This is a genomic window from Bradyrhizobium sp. ERR14, from assembly GCF_014198235.1.
In the GTDB taxonomy this organism is placed as follows: Bacteria; Pseudomonadota; Alphaproteobacteria; order Rhizobiales; family Xanthobacteraceae; genus Bradyrhizobium.
In genome coordinates this window covers 465553-484564 of record NZ_JACIHD010000002.1, presented here as the reverse complement: position 1 = coordinate 484564, position 19012 = coordinate 465553, and the positions used below count along the sequence as shown (strand labels likewise).

The window sequence follows — 19012 nt, the reverse complement described above, 5'->3', positions numbered from 1 at the left end:
CCGCGCCACTCTCGTTCCCGTCAGGGATCAAAAGCCGCATCGTCCGAGGTGGTCCTCAATAGGGGAAAGCGCTATTTTGAAATGTCTCGCGGCTGACAATTCTGCGACAAAGTTTGCCGGGCGGCGGCCTTCATCTTTCGTCGGATGGCGGTTGGAATCATCATGCTGCAATGCAGCAGAAGATGGAGTGACGAAACGGTGCGGCTGGCCGCGAGATCATGATTTCAGAAGATCAACTGAAGCGCGTCGCCGCCTGGTCGCGCGAGCTCACGCAGGCGGAGATCGAGGTCGCGCGCGCCGGAATCACGGAGCGGTCCTACGGCACCGGCGAGACCGTGTTCATGCGCGGTGATATTTTTGGCTACTGGGCCGGCATGGTGGGCGGCCTTGCCCGCATGGGCGGGGTCTCCAGGGACGGCAAGGAAACCAGCCTCGCCGGGCTGACGGCAGGGGCCTGGTTCGGCGAGGGCAGCGTGCTCAAGAACGAGCCGCGCCGCTATGACGTGGTCGCGCTGCGCGACAGCCGCGTCGCGCTGATGGAACGCAGCGCCTTCATGTGGCTGTTCGAGAACAGCGTCGGCTTCAACCGCTTTCTGGTGCGCCAGCTCAACGAAAGGCTCGGCCAGTTCATCGGCATGCTCGAGGTCAACCGCACCCTGGATGCCACCGCGCGCCTCGCCCGCAGCATCGCCTCGCTGTTCAACCCGATCCTCTATCCGGAATCGACCGCGCATCTGGAGATCACCCAGGAGGAGATCGGTGCGCTCTCCGGCATGTCCCGCCAGAACGCCAACCGCGCGCTGAACCGGCTCGAGAAGGAGGGGCTGCTGCGGCTCGAATATGGCGGCGTCACCATCCTCGATATCGAGCGGCTGCGCGGATACGGGGACTGAGGCGACCTCATCGGGCATTGGCGGGCGCGTGCACCGGCCATAGATCGGCGCGCCAGCGGATCGCGATCGCCAGCATCGCGATGAAGCCGGCGGCGGCATAGAGCGAACCCGTCGCGGAATAGCCGATGACGTCGATCAGGCTGCCGGCCGCGAGCAATCCGATCGGCAGGCCGTAGATCACCATCATGCGCACGCCCATCACGCGGCCGCGAAGGTGTGCGCTCGCGGTGCGCATCAGGATCACGGCCGCCGAGATCATGGACATGCTCTGGGCGGTGCCGGCGAGCACGAGGCAGGCCATCGCCACCGGCATGGTCCTGATCTCGACGAATACCAGCAGCATGGCGTACCAGGCCAGCGTCGCACCGATCAGAAGCCGGGCAATGCGCACGCCGCTGACGAGGCTCAGCGTGATGGAGCCGATCAGCGAGCCGACCGCGAAGCTCGCCGAGAGGTAGCCGAGGCCGGTCTGGTCGGTATGAAAGATCTCCCGGGCGATGTAGGGCAGCAATCCGCCAGTGAAGGGAAATGCGGTGAGATTGGCCAGGAAGGCGACGCACAGCGCCGCACGCATTCCCGGGCCACTCCAGGCGTAGACGATCCCTTCCTTCAGATCGCCGAGCAGCCGCGAGATGGCATGGCTATTCGCCGGAAGATCGCTCGTGATGACGGTCTTCTTGGGCCGGGTCAGACACAGCATGAGAAGCGCGGCCACGAAGTAGAGACAGGCGATCGCCACGTAAACGAGGCCAATGCCGAGGACGGCGAACAGCCCGGCGCCCGTCAACGCTCCGGCGATGCGCGCGCTGTCCTGGGTCGTGCGCGCAACGCTGATCGCGCCCACCAGCTGCTCGGCCGGCATGATCTCGGCGAGCAGCGCGCCGCGGACGCCCAGATCCGAGGGACGAATCAGGCCCATGACCGCGACGATGATCATGACGCTCAGCGGCGACAGATGACCGGTCAGCGCCAGAACCATGATGGTCGACGAGAGCACCGTATAGGCAAGACGCATCGCGACCAGCAGATCGCGATGGCCCATGCGGTCGCCGATCATGCCGAACACCGGCGCGACCAAGGTCCCGACGAACTGGAGCGAGGCAAGCACGGTCAGCAGCAGCACCGAGCCGGTCTCGACCAGGATGTACCAGCCCAGCACCAGCGTCTCGACCTCGAAAGCCCAGGAGGTGAGCAGGTCGGACGGCCACTGGAAGCGATAGTTGCGGATGCGGAATGGCGCGAGCGCCGACGGCCGCGTGGCTGCGCTCAAGACGCGATGACGCGTGTCACGGCGAATCCCTTGCCTTGTTGTTTCTTCTTTCGGATCAGCAACGTAGCGTTGGCGACGCGCGTGTCAATCGGACCCGCCGCATGCTGCCATGCATGGCTGCATCAGCACGGCCGCCCGCGGGCGCGTGACCGTCCGTACGAATGTCGTCCCCTGGTTTCTGCGATCGGTTCGTCCATGGACGCAGGAGGCGGTCATAGTGTCTTCATCTTGCTGTGGCCCAACAGGTCGCGGGCGCGGGGGGATCGGAGCGATCGCAGCATGTGGATAGGGTGGCCGAGGTTTGCCGCGCAGTCTTTTTGTTTTGTACTTCTCGTAAGCGTCATGGTCTCGCCGGGGCAGGCGGGGTCGCAAGACATGTTGGCGCTGATGCAGCGCATTACGGCGCTGGCGAAGGAGGGCCGCTATGGCGAGGCGGTCGGCTTTGCCAGGAAGCTCGTCGTTGAGGCCGAGAAAAGCACGGGGCGACAATCGCCCCTGACCGCGACCACGCTCGTCGTGCTGGGTCAGGCGCTCCAGACGAAAGGCGAGACCGCTGAGGCCGAAAGCGTGCTGAGGCGGGCCCTCGTCATTCGCGAGAAGAGCCTTGGTCCCAATCATCCCGATGTCGCAGCCGTGCTCGCTACGCTGGGCCAGATCGAGCTCGGCCAGAACCGGCTCGGCGATGCCGAACGCGACATGTCGCGCGCGATCGCCATCGACGAGAGCGTGCTGGGCCCTGACCATCTCACCACGGCGCTGGCGCGGATGCAGCTCGGCAATCTCCGTCACCGCCAGTTGAAGGAGACCGAGGCGCTCGATCTGTTCAACCGTGCGCTCGTGGTGTTCAGGAAATCTCCGGGACAGGCTGACATCATGATCCCGGTGACCTTGAACAACATCGCGGAGGTCAATCGGGCGCAAGGGCGGTTGCAGCAGGCCGAAGCGAGTTTTGCCGAAGCGCTTGTGCTTCAGGAGAAGCAGCATGGCCCGGACAGCATCTATCTGACGGCGACGCTCAACAATCTCGGCGAGCTCCGGCGGGCCCAGGGACGGCTCCCGGAGGCAGAGCAATTGGCCCGGCGGACTTTGGCCATCAGGGAGAAGGCGCTCGGACCTGATCATCCCGATGTCGCCGCGAGCCTCAACAATCTGGCTCTGGTGTTCTCGCGCGAGGGCCGGGACGCCGAGGCCGAGGGGCTGCTGACCCGCGCGCTCGCGATTCAGGAGAAGGCCGTCGGGATAGCGCATCCGAACGTGGCGACGGCATTGAACAACCTTGCAGAGGCCAGGGCCCATCTCAATCGCAAGCAGGAGGCGGAGCAGCTGTTCCGCAAGTCGCTGGCGATCCGCGAGAAGGCGCTCGGTCCGGCGCATCTGGATGTCGCGATCGCGCTCGACAATCTGGTGACGCTGATGAGCGAGGCCGATCGTTACGCCGAGGCCGAACTGTTCGCGCGCCGGTCGCTTGCGATACGCGAGGCTGCGGTCGGGCATTCTCACCCGCTGGTCGCCAATAGTCTCAACAATCTGGCCGTCATTCTGGACAGCACCGGCCGGCCGCAGGAGGCCGAGCCGCTGCTGAAGCGCGCGCTGGATATCCGCCTGCGCGCTCTCGGCGAGCAGCATCCGGATGTGGCCAACAGCTTCGCCAATCTCGGCGCCCATCATATCGATTCGAAGGATTGGCAGCAGGCCCGCGACGCCTTCGCGCGCGCGGTCGCGATCCAGAACGGCCGCCGCGCCGCCGAGCAGGAGAGCCGCGGCGATGTGAAGGTCCATGAAGAGACCAATCCCTATCCCGGACTGATCGTTGCTGCCTATAATCTCGCGAGCGCCAATGCGGGGCAGGCCGGCGCCTTGCGATCGCAGGCGTTCGAGGCGGCGCAATGGATCGGTGACGAGCAGGCTGCGCGGGCAATCGCCGGCATGTCGGCCCGCATCGCCGATGGCAGCGGGGATCTCGCCGCGCGCGTCCGCGAGCGGCAGGATCTCGCCGCGCAAGCTGTTGCGACCGACAAGATGCTCGTGGCGGCGATCTCGCAGGCGGATGCTGCGCGCAACCCGGCGGCGGAGCAGGCGCTTCGTGCCAGAGCCTCAACCATCGCAGGTCAAATCCGGGAATTGGATCGCACGATCGCTGCGCAGTTTCCGGACTACGCAGCGCTCGTCACCAAGGCGCCGATTGCAATCGAGGATGCCCAGAAGCAGCTTCGTGCCAACGAGGCGATGTTGCTGTTCACGACGACGTCACGCGCCACCTTCGTCTGGACCTTGACGCGCTCGGACGTGCGCTGGCATTCGGCGGATCTCGGCGAAAAGCAACTCGCTGAGGCCGTCGGCGCCTTGCGCTGCGGTCTGGATACGGATGCATGGCTGGACAAGGCGACCACATGTCCGCAGAAGCTCGGCCGCAAGACCCCGCTTGGGGCGGACGAGCCATTGCCGTTCGACCAGGAGCGCGCCTTTACCCTCTACCAGGCGCTGCTCGGGCCTGTCGCACGCGACATCGACGGCAAGGAGCTGATCCTGGTGCCGTCAGGCCCGCTTGCGACGCTGCCCTTTCAGGTCTTGCTGACCGAGAAACCGGCTGCCGGCCAGGACCTCGCGAAGGCGCCCTGGCTGGTCAAGCGATTTGCCACCACAGTGCTGCCCTCCGTCTCCAGCCTCAAGGCATTGCGGCAGGTCGCACGCAAGAGCGCCGCGTCGAAACCGCTTCTCGGCGTCGGCAATCCCGTGCTCGACGGCGATGGCCGCAGCGATGTCGCGATGGCGCGTGCCAAGCTGGCGCGCCAGATCCAGACCTGCGCCGCCCTCCCGACGCAGACGACCCAGGTCGCACAACGGAGCTTGCGCGCCGTGGACGCGCTGTCGGGCGGCACGGCGGACATCGTCCAGCTCAGGCGGCAGTTGCCGCTGCCGGAAACTGCGCTCGAACTGTGCGCGGTGGCCAGCACCTTCGCGCCCATCAGGGGCGACGTCATCCTCGCCGGCGACGCCTCCGAGACCAGGATGAAGGCGCTCGGCCAAAGCGGCGATCTCGCGAAATACCGCATCCTGCATTTTGCGACCCATGGCGCGCTTGCGGGGCAGGTGCGTGGATCGATCGAGCCCGGACTGATCCTCAGCCCGCCAGCGGCGCCGACGTCCACCGATGACGGCTATCTCTCGTCGTCGGAGATATCCGGCCTCAAGCTCGATGCCGATTGGGTGATCCTGTCGGCCTGCAACACCGCCGGAGGGCAGGCCGCCAATTCGGAGGCCTTCTCCGGTCTTGCGCGGGCGTTCTTCTATGCGGGCACGCGCGCGCTGCTGGTGTCGCACTGGGCGGTGAACTCCGACGCCGCGGTCGCCATCACCACCGGTACGATCGACGCGATGAAGACGCATCCCGACATTGCCCGCGCCGAGGCGCTGCGTCGTTCGCTCTCGGCACTGATCACCAAGGGCGGCGACAGCGCGCAGCCCGCAACTTGGGCGCCCTTCGTGCTGGTGGGGGCGGGCGCCATGTAGCCGACCAGCGCGCCGGCGCGCGCTGAACCGGGATGAGCGAAGCCGCGCGCGCGGCCGTTAACCAACCACCGCTTGCTCTTCCTGCACGACGAGCCCATGCTTGCCAGGTTGCTGGGCCCATCGGACAGGCCCAGTAGACCGCGTCATCGCGGCTTCCGCGGGGTCTTGACCCATGAACTGCCCTTGCTGCGGTTCCGAGGTTCAGAGCGGCTTTGCTTTCTGCCCGAAGTGCGGCACGAAGCAGCCGAACGCGTGCCCCGGCTGCGGCTATGCATGCGCACCGGATTTCGCGTATTGCCCGAAATGCGGTGCCCTCGTCAGTGAGGCTCCCAAAGCCGGGGGACAGGCGCAGCCGAGCCGGCCGACAGCGCCGGTCAGAGCGTCGTCACCGCCGCTGGCGCCGGTGGTCGACCCTCACCAGGCATTTCGACCGCAGCCGGACAGGTTGGACAACGAAGCCAACCGCCGCACCATTACCGTGCTGTTTGCCGATCTCAGCGGCTTCACCGCGATGAGCGAGCGCCTCGACCCCGAGGTCATGCAGACGCTTCAGAACGAATTGTTCGAGGAGCTGACGGAAGCGGTGCAAGGCTTTGGCGGCTTCGTGGACAAATTCATCGGCGATGCGCTGCTGGCGCTGTTCGGCGCGCCAGCAGCGCACGAGGACGATCCGGAGCGGGCTGTCCGCGCTGCACTCGACATGATCAAGCGGACGGAGCAGCTCAGCGGGCGTGCGAAGGTCTACGCCGGCGCCCCGCTGCAGCTCCACATCGGCATCAATACCGGGCACGTGGTTGCGGGCGGACTGGGTGTCGGCGCTGCCAAGTCCTATTCGGTAACCGGCGACACGGTGAATACCGCGCAGCGATTGCAGTCGATGGCGCCGCCGGACGAAGTGCTGGTCGGGCCGTTGACCCACCGCCTGACGCGGCATGCGTTCTCGTATGAATCGCTCGGAGAGGTCTCGCTCAAGGGCAAGATGGGCAGTGTCCTGGTCCATCGTCTCAAGGGACCGCTCGACATGCCGCGTGCGGCGCGAGGCCTCGACACGCTGGGCCTCAGTGCGCCGCTGATCGGCCGCGACGCCGAGCTTGCCCGCATGATCGGCAGCCTCGATCGCGCGTGCGGCGGTGCGGCGCAACTGGTGCGGCTGGTCGGCGAAGCGGGTATCGGCAAAACGCGCCTGGTGAACGAATTCGTCGCCCGCATCCGCGATGAGGAGCGCTTCGCAGGTGTGGCGATCCGGCAGGCCGCCTGCTCGCCACTCGGCGAACAATCCTACGGCACGCTCGCCGCGGTCCTGCGCAGCGCCTATGGCATCGCGCAGAAGGCCAGCGCCGCGGCGGCTGAGGCCAGGCTGGCTGAGGCGCTGTCGGAGCTTGGCCTTGCGGCCGAAGAGGCAGAGCGGCTGATGCCGCTCTATGTGCATGTTCTTGGCCTCGGCGGCCCCGACGCCGCATTGCAGCACGTCGAGCCGGAACAGCTTCGGCGGCAGATCTTTTTTGCGATCCGGACCGTTTTCGAACGGCGCCTGGCCTTGTCACCGCTTCTGATCATCGTCGAGGATCTGCATTGGGCCGACGCCGTCTCCCTTGAGGCGCTCCGGTTCCTGATGGATCGGCTGGAGCGCACGCGGTTGATGCTGTTGTTTACGCATCGGCCAATGCTGGAGCTGGATCAGTTCGGTTCGGGTCGGATCAGCCACACGACCCTTCGATTGCTTCCGCTCGGTGACGCCGACGGACAGAACTTGCTGGCGGCTTATTTCAGTCACGGTTGGCGTGAGCCGCCGGGAAATCTGTTCAGTCGAATCCTGGAGCGCGCGAGCGGCAATCCGCTTTTCCTCGAGGAAATCATCCGCGGTCTCATCGAGGCCGGCGCCTTGGAGCGTGACGGCTCGCAGTGGCGGATAAAGTCGGATGAGGCCGCCGCCGACATCCCGGCAAGCATTCAGGCGCTGTTGCTGGCGCGGCTGGACCGGCTGCCGCATGAGGTGCGCCGGCTGGCCCAGGAGGCCGCGGTGATCGGCCCGCGCTTCGACGCGGCTCTGCTCGGTGCGACGGCAACCGCGCCGGCGAAGGTCGAAGTGGGCCTCGAACTTCTGTGCGACGCCGAGATTGTCGAGGAGGTTGCGGGCGCAAACTCGATCTCGCTGCGATCCTACCGTTTCACGCAAACCATGCTGCAGGACGTGATCTATCAAAACCTGCTGTTGCAGCGGCGGATCGAGCTCCACGGACGGATTGGTGTCGCGCTGGAGCGACTCTATGGCAGCGAGCCCGAACGGCTCGAGGACCTCATCCTGCTCGGCCATCATTTCAGCCTGAGCGCGCACAAGTCGAAAGGCGCGCGCTATCTGCGCGCGGCCGGTGATCGTGCACGCGCGACCTATGCCAATGACGATGCCATCCGTCTCTACCAGCAGGCCCTCGCCATGTTGTTGACCGGCGGCGAATGCGTGCCGGAGCGCCTGGTTCTATACGAGCGGATCGCGGACCTCTGCGCCGCGGCGGGCCGCCGCAACACGGCCGAGGAGCACTACCAGAGCGCACTGGAGGGGCACCGCGCCGCAGAGGACCGCATTGGCGAAGCGCGAATCCTTCGCAAGCTTGGCAGGTTGTTGTGGGACGCCGGCAAGCGGATCAACGCAGAGAGGCATTACGCCGAGGCGGCTGACCTGCTTGGAGGGACCGATGCGCCGATCGAACGGGCGCACCTCTTGCAGGAGCGCGGCCGTCTCGCGTTTCGCATGGGCGATCACGTGGCCGCCGCGACATGGGCGGACGAGGCGCTTGGCTACGCCCGATCCGTCCCGGCGGACGCGGACGAGCAAGCCGGACTCGAGGCGGCGCGCGCCATTGCCGAGGCTCTCAATACCAAGGCGGTTGCACTGGCACGGCTTGGACGACACCAGGATGCGGTGCGCGAAGTGGAGCAAAGTGTCGCGGCAGCCGAAGCCGCCGGCCTTCTCAATGTGGCCTGCCGCGGCTACACCAATCTCAGCGTGCTCTACACGATCGTCGACCCGGCGCAAGCCATGGAGGTTTGCCGGCGCGGACTGGACGTCGCGCATCGTATTGGCGATCTCGGGTTCCAGGCGCGTCTTCTCGCCAATTTTGCCGTTGCCTGTTGCACCTTCACGGACAAATGCACCGACGAAGGTGTGCCGGCTGCCGAAAAGGCAATCGAGATCGACCGTGCGCTCGATCAGCGCGAGCATCTCCCCGTGCCCCTGATCGTGCTCGGGCAAATCCATCAATGCCATTTCCGGCCCGATCAGGCCGCCCGCTGCTACAATGAGGCCATCAAGGTCGCGAGCGAAACCGGCGAGCCGCAGCAGCTTTTTCCGTGCTATGATGGTCTTGCGACGCTGAACCTTGATCGCGGCGACATGCCCGAGGCCGAGCGGTATTTCGCGCTGGCCGATGACGTCTGCACCAAGCACGGGCTTGATCCCGCCGGACTGATTGTATTGCCATTTCTTGACTAGGTCATGTGAAGGAGTTCAACCATGTCAGAACGTCATGTCGATGGACCGCTGCAACCTGGTGATCGCGCACCGAACATCGTGCTGGACGCCATCACCCGCGAAGGGAAGATCGCGCTCGAGGATTTTCGCGGGCAAAGTCCGATATTGGTCGGCCTGTTTCGAGGCCTGCACTGCCCGTTCTGCCGCCGCCATATCGCGGCCCAGGCGCAGCTTGACGCGGCACTGCGCGACAAGGGCGTCGAAAGTCTGACGGTCGTCAATACGCCGATCGAGCGTGCTCGGCTCTACTTCCGTTATCACCCGTTGCCCAATCTGCTTGCCGCGTCCGATCCCGAGCGGATCTCGCACCGCGCGTTCGGCCTGCCCAATCTGGAATTCACCGAGAAGGAAACCGAGTGGCCGCGCAAGGTGGGCATGGATGTGGTCATGAGCATGCAAGTGGACATTCCCGGAGAATTGCCCGGGCCGATGAATCGTTTGGCGGCCGCCGAGCAACTCAACAATAAGGATGGCTACGAGATGATGGAGGCCGATCAGCGCATGGCGGCAACCGGCCAGGGTCAGCTATTCGGCCAGTTCCTGCTCGATCGGGAAGGGGTCGTGCGCTGGGCCTTTACAGAAGTTCCGGAAGGCGGCCAGCGCATGTTCGGGATGCCGAGCCCGGGTGAGTTGATGTCGGCAGCCTCGCAGGTGGCGGGCTAGGCAACGTCGCGCGGTTGGCGTGGTGCCCTGACCGCAGCAGGCACGAGCCGGTGCGCGCGAGGTGCTGCCGCCATTTTCCCGACCACGCCTGCGCATGACGAACGATTAATCCGAGCGCACTTAATCCGAGCGCACAATGACCGACATTCAGGAAAGGCTCCTCGAAAGCAAGATGACCGAGATCGAGCGGGCCCGATCCTGGAGCCCCCGCGTGATCTCCAAGTTCGAAACGCTCATCAGGAGCGGTGACGATCTATCGCTCTACCGCGTCAATCCGCTGGCATTCGCGCGCGACCGCGCCATTGCAGAGCCGGAAAGTATTGACCTGTTTCTCTATGCGACGAGAAGCGGGCTATTCGAGATGAGCTGGGACGTTGTTTGTCCCCAATCCGGCATGGTGCTCGATAGCTTCGGCGCTTTGCGCACGCTCAAGACGCACTATGTTTGTGGTTTGTGCGACGTCACTGGTGAAACCGATCTCGACGACTTCATAGAGGTCACGTTTACGGTATCGTCCCAGCTTCGGCGGCTTCCGTTTCATGATCCTGCCTCCCTCTCGGTCGAGGATTTCCATTGGAAGCTTCGATTTCTGAATGACGCGCGGATACCTGGCCAACAAATCCGATTTCTCGACTATTTGCATGCGTTCGTTCGCGGCCTTTCGTTCTTGCCGCCAGGCTCCGCCACGACCATTCGTTGCGAACTCGGTCTCGGCGCGCTGGCGGGGGTCAATATCCAAACCCAGGCTGCGTTCGCCGTCGCGGTGGCCGGCGAGCCGACAACCTCGCCGACAATCCTGCGAGTTGGATACGATGGGCAGCGCTTTTCCCCCTCGCTGGCCGCCGTGCCGCCCGGCCCCGTCATTGTCGAGGCGGAGAACCGCGGATCTACGCGAGGCTCCCTGCTCCTGATCAACTGGCCGCCTGAGGTTCTGGCTCAAGCGATCAAGCCGCCGCTTGATTTCGATCCCTACATGTCCGGCGGGATGTTGCTCGCGAGACAGACGTTTCGCCGCCTGTTCCGGTCAGAACGCGTGGACGAAAAGGAGGGCCTGGGTATTCGGCAGGTGACCCTGCTGTTCACGGATCTCAAAGGTTCGACCGCCATGTACGAACGGCTCGGCGATCTCAATGCCTATGCGCTGGTCCGCGAACATTTTGCTTTGCTCGGTGCGACCGTTCAGGAACATTCCGGGGCCATCGTCAAGACGATCGGCGATGCGGTCATGGCGGTCTTCTCCCGCCCGACGGACGCGATTTCGGCGGCGCTCCACATACTGGGGGAAATCGAGCGCTACAATTCAGACCACGGCGATCCGAGCATCATCCTGAAGATTGGAGCCCATTGCGGCCCCTCCATCGCCGTGACCCTGAACGACAATCTGGATTATTTCGGCCAGACCGTAAATGTTGCCGCGCGTGTCCAGTCGCTGGCGGACGCGGGCGAGATTTGTATCTCGGAGGCGCTGTATTCGGCGCCGGGAGTGAGCGATCTCCTTTCCGGGCATGCCATCGCAGTGTTTGAAGCTCCTCTTCGCGGCGTTGAAGGAAATGCCAGCGTGTATCGTGTCGTGCCCGGGTAGGCCCCTTACGTCCCTTGCCGGGGCAGCTTCTCCGCGAGCGCGACTGCCATCGCCGAGATCAGCGGCCGCATGAAATAGGCGTCTTCCGCGGGCGAGACGTCCGTCCGCAGTCCATGGGCAGCAAGCTCACCCGAGACCGCCGGGCCCACCGACGCAATCAGCGTCCGGTCGAAGCCGGCGCGCAGCTTCGCCTCGCTGCCATGCGCCTTCGCGGCCTCGATCAGGCGGCGGACCTGGCCGAGATTGGTGAGCGCGACGGCATCGATCCGCCCCGCGGCCATGTCGTCGATGGCGGTGACGATGTTGGCATCCGCTGCCTTGGAATCGTAGGCATAGGGCAGCACGGCATCGACCTCGGCGCCTTGCGCGGCAAGGGCGCCGATCAGCGCGCCATGGTCCTTGTCGGGATAGAGCTGAAGGCCAAGGCGCCGGCCCTTCAGGTCGAGCTTGCCCAGCATCTCGATCACGCCCTCGGTGGTCGGCTTCTCCGTGGTCTGCTGCGGTTCGAGACCGACCTCGCGCAACGCCTTGCCGGGCTTCGGGCCGCGAGTGAATTTTCGCGATCCGGCGAGGGCCGCGACAAACGCGCGGTCGAGCCCACGCGCCCGCGCCAGCTCCATGATCCGCCGAAGGCCTTCGCCGGTCATCAGCACAAGGTCGTCAAGGGGCCTGTCGATGGCGCGGCGGATCCAGGCCTCGACCGGAGCAGGGTCCGGTGCATCCTGGATGGTAAACATCGGGCATTGCACGACCTCGGCGCCTTGCTCGGCCAGAAGCTTCGAGAACTGGGCCTCCTCGCGCGTTTCCAGGATCAGGATGCGGTAGCCGTTCAAGCGCTCGGCCATGGGCGTACTCCGGTTAGTCAAAGCAATCGTCCGTTCATCCTGACTCCGCGCTTCAGGTCGAAGCAAGTCTTGGGATTGGCGCAGGGGGACGTCGGTGATAGAGCAGGGCGCAAATCACGGGTCGTTCCGCATCATTTGCCCAAACCTTCATCAAGAGCCAAGCCTGTTCATCAACATGCCCGATCATCAATATGTCCTGACCCTGTCCTGTCCGGATCGTCCCGGCATCGTCTCGGCCGTGTCGACGTTCCTCGCCCACAACGGACAGAACATTCTCGATGCTCAGCAGTTCGACGACATCGAGACCAAGAAGTTCTTCATGCGCGTGGTGTTCACCGCGGCCGATCTCGCCGTGGAACTGTCGGCGCTGCAGACTGGCTTTGCCGCGATCGCCGAGCGTTTCGGCATGGACTGGCAGATGCGCGACCGGGCTGCGCATCGCAAGGTGATGCTGCTGGTGTCGAAGTCGGACCACTGCCTGGTCGACATCCTCTATCGCTGGCGCACCGGCGAACTGCCGATGACGCTTGCTGCCATCGTCTCCAACCACCCGCGCGAGGTCTATGGTGGGCTCGATTTCGGCGGCATCCCGTTCCACCATCTGCCCGTGACCAAGGAGACCAAGCGCGAGCAGGAGGCGCAGATCCTCGACCTCGCCGCCAAGACCAAGACCGATCTCGTCGTGCTCGCCCGCTACATGCAGATCCTGTCGGATGATCTGTCGGCGCACCTTTCGGGGCGCTGCATCAACATCCACCACTCGTTCCTGCCGGGCTTCAAGGGCGCCAAGCCCTATCACCAGGCCCATGAGCGCGGCGTCAAGCTGATCGGGGCTACCGCGCATTACGTCACGCGCGACCTCGACGAGGGCCCGATCATCGACCAGGACGTCGAGCGCATCAGCCATCGCGACACGCCGGAGGATCTGGTCCGCAAGGGCCGTGACATCGAGCGCCGCGTGCTGGCCCGCGCGATCCGCTACCATCTCGACGACCGCGTCATCCTCAACGGCCGCAAGACCGTGGTGTTCGTGGATTAGCGAATAGGGAGTGGCGAATAGCGAGTGGAAGCGGGAGAGCGCCTTATTCGCGATTCCTTATTCGCCATTGCTTCCTTAACGCACCGCGCTGCCCGACGTCGCCCCCGTCGCCCCCGTCGCGCCCTTCTGCGCCTGCTCTTCCTTCTCGCGATCCGCCGCCGGCAACAGCCGCTTGCGTTCGCGCTCCTTCATGTAGGCATCGTATTGCGGCGTGCCCGCTCGCGGCGGGGCGTCGGCCGGCAGCCCGCCGGCCCATTGCGGGACGTAGTCGCCCATGCCGGCGGAGAGTCTTTCGTTGACGGTGCCGCAGCCTGCAAGGTTGGAAGCCAGCAAGGCAACGACGGCAGCGATTGAAGGCAAACGGAAACGCATGAGCATCTTCTGGGTCGAGCTGGACCGGGCGCGGATGGCGGGACGCCCGATGGCGCCAGCGGCGCACTCTAGTCCTCAACAAGTAAATTGGCTTATTCGGCGGCGAATTTGTTTGTATACATTAAGGTAAGATAATACGCTGTTTTTGGCATTGATCGCCTTTGCCAAGGTGATACGGTATACAGTTCGTATTCACGTCTAAGGGGAGGGATTGGGAATTCGATCCGGTGATGCCCGGCAAATGTTCGAATTCTGCAAAGCAGAGGCGGATTTCTCCAACCACGTCGCCGCCGGGCGTTCTTAGAGTGCAGCATCGGCCCGGAGGGCCGGCCAGCGCAGCGAAAGGGTTTCTTGTTGACATCGCCATTTTATTTGTACAATCGTACAAATGCCTCCCCCGCCGTCGATCCGATCGCGCGGCTTGCGCCGAATGGTCGCCCAACGTCCGATTGACAACGGGGTTGCAGAGGACGCCATGTGGCCGTGCGGCATGGCTTGTCCGTAGGTTAGAGCGCGGCAAGGACCGGGTACTCGGTCTGGCGCACAACAGGTCAGGAATGAAGGGGAGGGACATCGGATGTTCGTACGCAGAATTTTTTCACGCACCGTCGCAGCAGCCGCTATCGCGGGCGTTGCAGGCCTTGCGCCTGCCAAGGCCGAGGACAGCGTCAAGGTCGGCCTGATCCTGCCGATGACCGGCGGCCAGGCCTCGACCGGCAAGCAGATCGAGAACGCGATCAAGCTCTACATGCAGCAGAAGGGTGACACCGTCGCTGGCAAGAAGATCGAGATCATCCTCAAGGACGACGCGGCGATCCCGGACAAGACCAAGACTGCCGCGCAGGAGCTGATCGTCAACGACAAGGTCAATTTCATCGCCGGCTTCGGCGTGACGCCGGCTGCGCTCGCGGCCGCGCCGCTAGCGACGCAGGCCAAGATCCCGGAAGTCGTAATGGCGGCCGGCACCTCCATCATCACCGAGCGCTCGCCCTATATCGTGCGTACCAGCTTCACGCTGGCGCAGTCCTCGACCATCATCGGCGACTGGGCGGTGAAGAACGGCATCAAGAAGGTGGCGACGCTGACCTCGGACTACGCGCCGGGCAATGACGCGCTGAACTTCTTCAAGCAGAACTTTACAGCCGGCGGCGGCGAGGTGGTCGAAGAGGTCAAGACGCCGCTGCAAAACCCCGACTTCGCGCCGTTCCTGCAGCGCATGAAGGACGCCAAGCCCGACGCGATCTTCGTGTTCGTGCCGGCCGGCCAGGGCGGCAACTTCATGAAGCAATATGCCGAGCGCGGCCTCGACAAGGCCGGCATCAAGGTGATCGGGCCGGGCGACGTCACCGACGACGACCTGCTCAACAACATGGGCGATGCGGTGCTCGGCACGGTTACCGCGCATCTCTACTCCGCGGCGCACCCCTCGCAGATGAACAAGGATTTCGTCGCAGCCTACAAGAAGGCGTTCGGCAATCGTCCGGGCTTCATGGCGGTGAGCGGCTATGACGGCATCCACCTGATCTACGAGGCGCTCAAGAAGACGAATGGCGACACCGACGGCACCAAGCTGGTCGAGGCCATGAAGGGCCAGAAGTGGGAGAGCCCGCGCGGTCCGATCTCGATCGACCCCGAGACCCGCGACATCGTGCAGAACATCTACATCCGCAAGGTCGAGAAGGTCGACGGCGAGCTCTACAATGTCGAGTTCGCGACCTTCGAAGCCGTCAAGGATCTCGGCAAGACCAAGAAGTGACCCGCGAAAGCGGGGCATCTCGGGGCGAGCATTAGCGCGAACCCGGGATCTCGCACCCCTTGCTCCGCGTCATGCCCGGGTTTGTTCCGGGCATCCACGCGAAGCCAGGAAAGCAAAGTCCGGACAAGAACGTGGATGGCCGGGACAAGCCCGGCCATGACGATAACTCTAAGCTGAGACGATGACCTCTATCCTCACCAACCTGTTCGATGGCGTCGCCTACGGCATGCTGTTGTTCGTGCTCGCGTGCGGGCTCGCGGTCACGCTTGGATTGATGAACTTCGTCAATCTCGCCCATGGCGCCTTCGCCATGGCCGGCGGCTATATCTGCATGGTGCTGGTCAACCGGATGGGCTGGCCGTTCTTCGCAGCGCTCCCGCTCGCTTTCGTCTCCTCTGCCGCGATCGGCATCGCGCTCGAACGGACGCTGTACCGCCACCTCTATGCGCGCAGCCATCTCGATCAGGTGCTGTTCACCATCGGCCTGACCTTCATGTCGGTCGCCGCCGTCGATTACATCCAGGGGTCCTCGCGCGTCTTCATCAACCTGCCGGCGGCGCTTCAGGGCCAGTTCGATCTGTTCGGCGTCGGCATCGGCCGCTACCGGCTGATGATCATCGTGATCTGCGGCCTGCTCACCATCGCGCTGCAGATGGTGCTGGCCAAGACCCGTTTCGGCAGCCGCCTTCGCGCCGCCGTCGACGACCCCCGCGCCGCGAGCGGCCTCGGCATCAACGTGCCGCAGGTGTTCGCCTTCACCTTTGCCTTCGGTTGCGGCCTCGCCGGTCTCGGCGGCGCGCTGAGTGCCGAAATCCTCGGCCTCGATCCGTATTTCCCGCTGAAGTTCATGATCTACTTCCTGATCGTGGTCACCGTCGGCGGCTCTTCCTCGATCACCGGCCCGTTCCTCGCCTCGCTCCTGCTCGGCATCGGCGACGTCGCCGGCAAATATTACGTGCCGAAGATGGGCCCGTTCGTGATCTACACCATGATGATCGTAATCCTGATCTGGCGTCCGAACGGCCTGTTCGGACGCACGGCCGCGCGTTGAGTTCGCCGATGAGCGCTTCCTCCGACGTCGGTTTTCACGCCCAGCGCCAGGCGCGCTGGCACTACGGCGAAGTCGCCTTCTGGCTGATCGTGCTGGCCTGCGGCTTTGCATTTCCCACGCGCTATCTGATCATGACCGATATCCTGCGGCTGGCGCTGTTTGCGATGTCGCTCGATCTCATCCTCGGCTATGCCGGCATCGTCTCGCTAGGCCATGCCGCCTTCTTCGGCGTCGGCGCCTATGCGGCGGGGCTGCTGGCGCTTCATGGCATCGTCAACGAGCCCGTGCTCGCGCTTGTTGTCGCTGGCCTCGCCGCGATGGTGCTCGGCTTTGCCACCAGCTTCCTGGTGATCCGCGGCGTTGACCTGACGCGCTTGATGGTGACGCTCGGCATCGCGCTGCTGCTGGAAGCGCTCGCCGAACGCTTCTCCAACATCACCGGCGGCACCGACGGCCTGCAGGGCATCGAGATGCAGCCGATCTTCGGCGCGATTCCGTTCGACATGTTCGGCAAGGCCGGCTTTTTCTATTCGCTGGCCGTCCTGTTCCTGCTGTTCCTGTTCGCCCGCCGCGTCGTGCATTCGCCGTTCGGCCTTTCGCTGCGCGCGATCAAGAACAATCCGCTGCGGGCCGCCGCGATCGGCATTCCCGTCAACCGCCGCCTGATCGCGATCTATACGCTCGCGGCGTTCTATGCCGGCGTCGCGGGCGCGCTGTTCACCCAGACAACGGCGATCGCCTCGCTCGATGTGTTTGCCTTCGAACGCTCCGCCGATCTGATGCTGGTGCTCGTCATCGGTGGGACCGGTTACCTCTATGGCGGACTGGTTGGCGCGGTGATCTTCCGCATGCTCCAGGAAGTGTTCTCCACCATCACCCCGCAATACTGGCAGTTCTGGATCGGCCTGGTGCTGGTCGTGATCGTGCTGGTCGGCCGTCAGCGCCTGCACCGCTGGGTGCTGTACCTGCCCAATCTGGTCATCAGGCAGATTGCGGGACGCAAGGCCATCGTCGCCGTGCCGGAAAGCGACGCATGACCATCGTGCTCGAAACCCAAAATCTCGAAAAGCAGTTCGGCGGGCTGCGCGTCACCCGCGATCTGTCCTTGAAGATCGAGCAGGGCGCCCGCCACGCGCTGATCGGCCCGAACGGCGCCGGCAAGACCACGGTCATCAACCAGCTCACCGGCGTGCTCAAGCCGAATTCGGGCCGCATCCTGCTCGAGGGCCAGGACATCACCGATCTGCCCGTGCACAAGCGCGTGCTGCGTGGCCTCTCGCGCACCTTCCAGATCAACCAGCTTTATCCCGACCTGACTCCGCTCGAGACCATTGGCCTGGCCGTCTCCGAGCGCCTCGGCCATGGCGGCGACTGGTGGCGGCGGATGGGCACGCGCAGCGACGTCAACGGCGAGATCGCCGATCTGCTGGCGGGCTTCCATCTGCTCGACGTCATGAACGAGCAGACCGTGACGCTGCCCTACGGCAAGCAGCGCCTGCTCGAGATCGCGGTCGCGATCGCCGCCAAACCGCGCGTGCTGCTGCTCGATGAGCCCGCCGCCGGCGTGCCGGAGAGCGAGCGCCACGACATTCTCGCCGTGGTCGGCGCGCTGCCGCGCGACGTCACGGTGCTGCTGATCGAGCACGACATGGATCTCGTATTCTCCTTCGCCGACCGCATCTCCGTGCTGGTTTCGGGCGCGCTGCTCACCGAGGGCCCGCCCGAGCAGGTCGCGCGCGATCCGCAGGTCAAGGCCGTCTATCTCGGCGAGGAGGCGGTCAATGTCTGACCTGCTCGCGATCGATGCACTTCGCGCCGGTTATGGCGAGGCGGTGGTGCTGCCCAACATGTCCTTGCGCCTCGCCGAGGGCCAGGTGCTGGCGCTGCTGGGCCGCAACGGCACCGGCAAGACCACGCTGATCAATTCGATCGTCGGCGTCACCCGCCGCTTCTCAGGCAGCGTGGCGCTCGCCGGCGCCGATGTCACGTCGCTCCGGCCCGACCAGCGCGCGCGCGCCGGCATCGGCTGGGTGCCGCAGGAGCGCAACATCTTTCGCTCGCTCACTGTGGAAGAGAACATGACCGCGGTGGCGCAGCCCGGTCCCTGGACGGTCGAGAAGGTCTACGAGATGTTTCCGCGGCTGAAGGAGCGGCGGAGCAATTTCGGCAACCAGCTCTCCGGCGGCGAGCAGCAGATGCTGGCGATCGGCCGGGCGCTCACCCTCAACCCGAAAGTGCTGCTGCTGGACGAGCCGACCGAGGGCCTTGCTCCCATCATCGTCGAGGAGCTCTTGAAGGCGATCGGCAGCATCACGCGGGCAGGCGGCATCTGCTCGATCATCGTCGAACAGAATGCCCAAAAGATTCTGGGGCTGGCCGACCGCGTTGTGATATTGGAGCGCGGAACGATCGTCCACGACGCTCCGAGCGCCGCGCTGAAAACCGACCCCTCGGTCCTGGAACGCCATCTCGGCGTCGCCGGGGCGGCGGCTCACTAAACTA

Annotated in this window: 14 protein-coding genes; 11 read left to right on the top strand and 3 right to left on the bottom strand. The window is 64.6% G+C overall.

Going from position 1 to position 19012, the window contains the following annotated elements:
- Positions 1 to 218: 218 nt before the first annotated feature.
- Complete coding sequence (locus tag GGD62_RS08490; protein WP_018317425.1) at positions 219 to 893, top strand: Crp/Fnr family transcriptional regulator; 675 nt, start codon at positions 219 to 221, stop codon at positions 891 to 893.
- 7 nt (positions 894 to 900) lie between these two features.
- Here the strand turns inward: GGD62_RS08490 and GGD62_RS08485 are convergent, their stop codons facing one another.
- Positions 901 to 2163 carry an MFS transporter gene (locus GGD62_RS08485; protein WP_183707976.1) on the bottom strand — a complete coding sequence of 421 codons (1263 nt, stop codon included), beginning with the start codon at positions 2161 to 2163 and terminating at the stop codon, positions 901 to 903.
- A gap of 375 nt (positions 2164 to 2538) precedes the next feature.
- Between GGD62_RS08485 and GGD62_RS08480 the strand changes: the two genes are divergently transcribed.
- The 4 genes from GGD62_RS08480 (at position 2539) to GGD62_RS08465 (ending at position 11447) form a co-directional block, all read left to right on the top strand.
- On the top strand, positions 2539 to 5673 hold the full coding sequence (locus GGD62_RS08480; RefSeq protein WP_183707975.1) for a CHAT domain-containing tetratricopeptide repeat protein: 3135 nt from the start codon (positions 2539 to 2541) through the stop codon (positions 5671 to 5673).
- Positions 5674 to 5845: 172 nt separating this feature from the next.
- Positions 5846 to 9163: an adenylate/guanylate cyclase domain-containing protein gene (locus GGD62_RS08475; protein ID WP_183707974.1), complete on the top strand. Its 3318-nt coding sequence runs from the start codon at positions 5846 to 5848 to the stop codon at positions 9161 to 9163.
- Between the two features lie 21 nt (positions 9164 to 9184).
- Positions 9185 to 9865 carry a redoxin domain-containing protein gene (locus GGD62_RS08470; RefSeq protein ID WP_018317421.1) on the top strand — a complete coding sequence of 227 codons (681 nt, stop codon included), beginning with the start codon at positions 9185 to 9187 and terminating at the stop codon, positions 9863 to 9865.
- 136 nt (positions 9866 to 10001) lie between these two features.
- Entirely contained in the window at positions 10002 to 11447 is a 1446-nt protein-coding gene (locus GGD62_RS08465) for an adenylate/guanylate cyclase domain-containing protein (protein WP_183707973.1), read from the top strand.
- Between the two features lie 5 nt (positions 11448 to 11452).
- Here GGD62_RS08465 and GGD62_RS08460 read toward each other — a convergent pair whose 3' ends face one another.
- On the bottom strand, positions 11453 to 12292 hold the full coding sequence (locus GGD62_RS08460) for a uroporphyrinogen-III synthase (protein WP_183707972.1): 840 nt from the start codon (positions 12290 to 12292) through the stop codon (positions 11453 to 11455).
- Positions 12293 to 12467: 175 nt separating this feature from the next.
- Here GGD62_RS08460 and purU point away from each other — a divergent pair, with 175 nt between their 5' ends.
- Entirely contained in the window at positions 12468 to 13331 is an 864-nt protein-coding gene (gene purU, locus GGD62_RS08455) for a formyltetrahydrofolate deformylase (protein ID WP_183707971.1), read from the top strand.
- A gap of 75 nt (positions 13332 to 13406) precedes the next feature.
- Here purU and GGD62_RS08450 read toward each other — a convergent pair whose 3' ends face one another.
- Positions 13407 to 13709, bottom strand: coding sequence for a hypothetical protein (locus GGD62_RS08450; RefSeq protein ID WP_183707969.1), 303 nt, complete (start codon positions 13707 to 13709; stop codon positions 13407 to 13409).
- Between the two features lie 571 nt (positions 13710 to 14280).
- Here GGD62_RS08450 and GGD62_RS08445 point away from each other — a divergent pair.
- From GGD62_RS08445 to GGD62_RS08425, 5 genes are all read left to right on the top strand, one after another.
- Positions 14281 to 15459: an ABC transporter substrate-binding protein gene (locus GGD62_RS08445; protein WP_183707967.1), complete on the top strand. Its 1179-nt coding sequence runs from the start codon at positions 14281 to 14283 to the stop codon at positions 15457 to 15459.
- 181 nt (positions 15460 to 15640) lie between these two features.
- Positions 15641 to 16510, top strand: a complete 870-nt coding sequence (locus tag GGD62_RS08440) for a branched-chain amino acid ABC transporter permease (RefSeq protein WP_018317415.1) — start codon at positions 15641 to 15643, stop codon at positions 16508 to 16510.
- Positions 16511 to 16518: 8 nt separating this feature from the next.
- Positions 16519 to 17547, top strand: coding sequence for a branched-chain amino acid ABC transporter permease (locus tag GGD62_RS08435; protein WP_183707965.1), 1029 nt, complete (start codon positions 16519 to 16521; stop codon positions 17545 to 17547).
- Positions 17544 to 18299 carry an ABC transporter ATP-binding protein gene (locus GGD62_RS08430; RefSeq protein WP_018317413.1) on the top strand — a complete coding sequence of 252 codons (756 nt, stop codon included), beginning with the start codon at positions 17544 to 17546 and terminating at the stop codon, positions 18297 to 18299. The genes GGD62_RS08435 and GGD62_RS08430 overlap by 4 nt, the downstream gene beginning before the upstream one ends.
- A complete protein-coding gene (locus GGD62_RS08425) occupies positions 18292 to 19008 on the top strand; it encodes an ABC transporter ATP-binding protein (RefSeq protein ID WP_091959089.1) in 717 nt (238 codons plus the stop codon). The genes GGD62_RS08430 and GGD62_RS08425 overlap by 8 nt, the downstream gene beginning before the upstream one ends.
- The last annotated feature ends 4 nt before the right edge of the window (positions 19009 to 19012 follow it).

Excerpts from the sequence above, each read along its gene's own strand:
- GGD62_RS08460 (WP_183707972.1), bottom strand. The coding sequence starts at position 12,292 with ATGGCCGAGCGCTTGAACGGCTACCGCATCCTGATCCTGGAAACGCGC.
- GGD62_RS08465 (WP_183707973.1), top strand. The coding sequence starts at position 10,002 with ATGACCGACATTCAGGAAAGGCTCCTCGAAAGCAAGATGACCGAGATC.
- GGD62_RS08450 (WP_183707969.1), bottom strand. The coding sequence starts at position 13,709 with ATGCTCATGCGTTTCCGTTTGCCTTCAATCGCTGCCGTCGTTGCCTTG.
- GGD62_RS08470 (WP_018317421.1), top strand. The coding sequence starts at position 9,185 with ATGTCAGAACGTCATGTCGATGGACCGCTGCAACCTGGTGATCGCGCA.
- GGD62_RS08480 (WP_183707975.1), top strand. The coding sequence starts at position 2,539 with ATGTTGGCGCTGATGCAGCGCATTACGGCGCTGGCGAAGGAGGGCCGC.
- GGD62_RS08475 (WP_183707974.1), top strand. The coding sequence starts at position 5,846 with ATGAACTGCCCTTGCTGCGGTTCCGAGGTTCAGAGCGGCTTTGCTTTC.
- GGD62_RS08425 (WP_091959089.1), top strand. The coding sequence starts at position 18,292 with ATGTCTGACCTGCTCGCGATCGATGCACTTCGCGCCGGTTATGGCGAG.
- GGD62_RS08440 (WP_018317415.1), top strand. The coding sequence starts at position 15,641 with ATGACCTCTATCCTCACCAACCTGTTCGATGGCGTCGCCTACGGCATG.
- GGD62_RS08445 (WP_183707967.1), top strand. The coding sequence starts at position 14,281 with ATGTTCGTACGCAGAATTTTTTCACGCACCGTCGCAGCAGCCGCTATC.
- purU (WP_183707971.1), top strand. The coding sequence starts at position 12,468 with ATGCCCGATCATCAATATGTCCTGACCCTGTCCTGTCCGGATCGTCCC.
- GGD62_RS08490 (WP_018317425.1), top strand. The coding sequence starts at position 219 with ATGATTTCAGAAGATCAACTGAAGCGCGTCGCCGCCTGGTCGCGCGAG.
- GGD62_RS08435 (WP_183707965.1), top strand. The coding sequence starts at position 16,519 with ATGAGCGCTTCCTCCGACGTCGGTTTTCACGCCCAGCGCCAGGCGCGC.
- GGD62_RS08430 (WP_018317413.1), top strand. The coding sequence starts at position 17,544 with ATGACCATCGTGCTCGAAACCCAAAATCTCGAAAAGCAGTTCGGCGGG.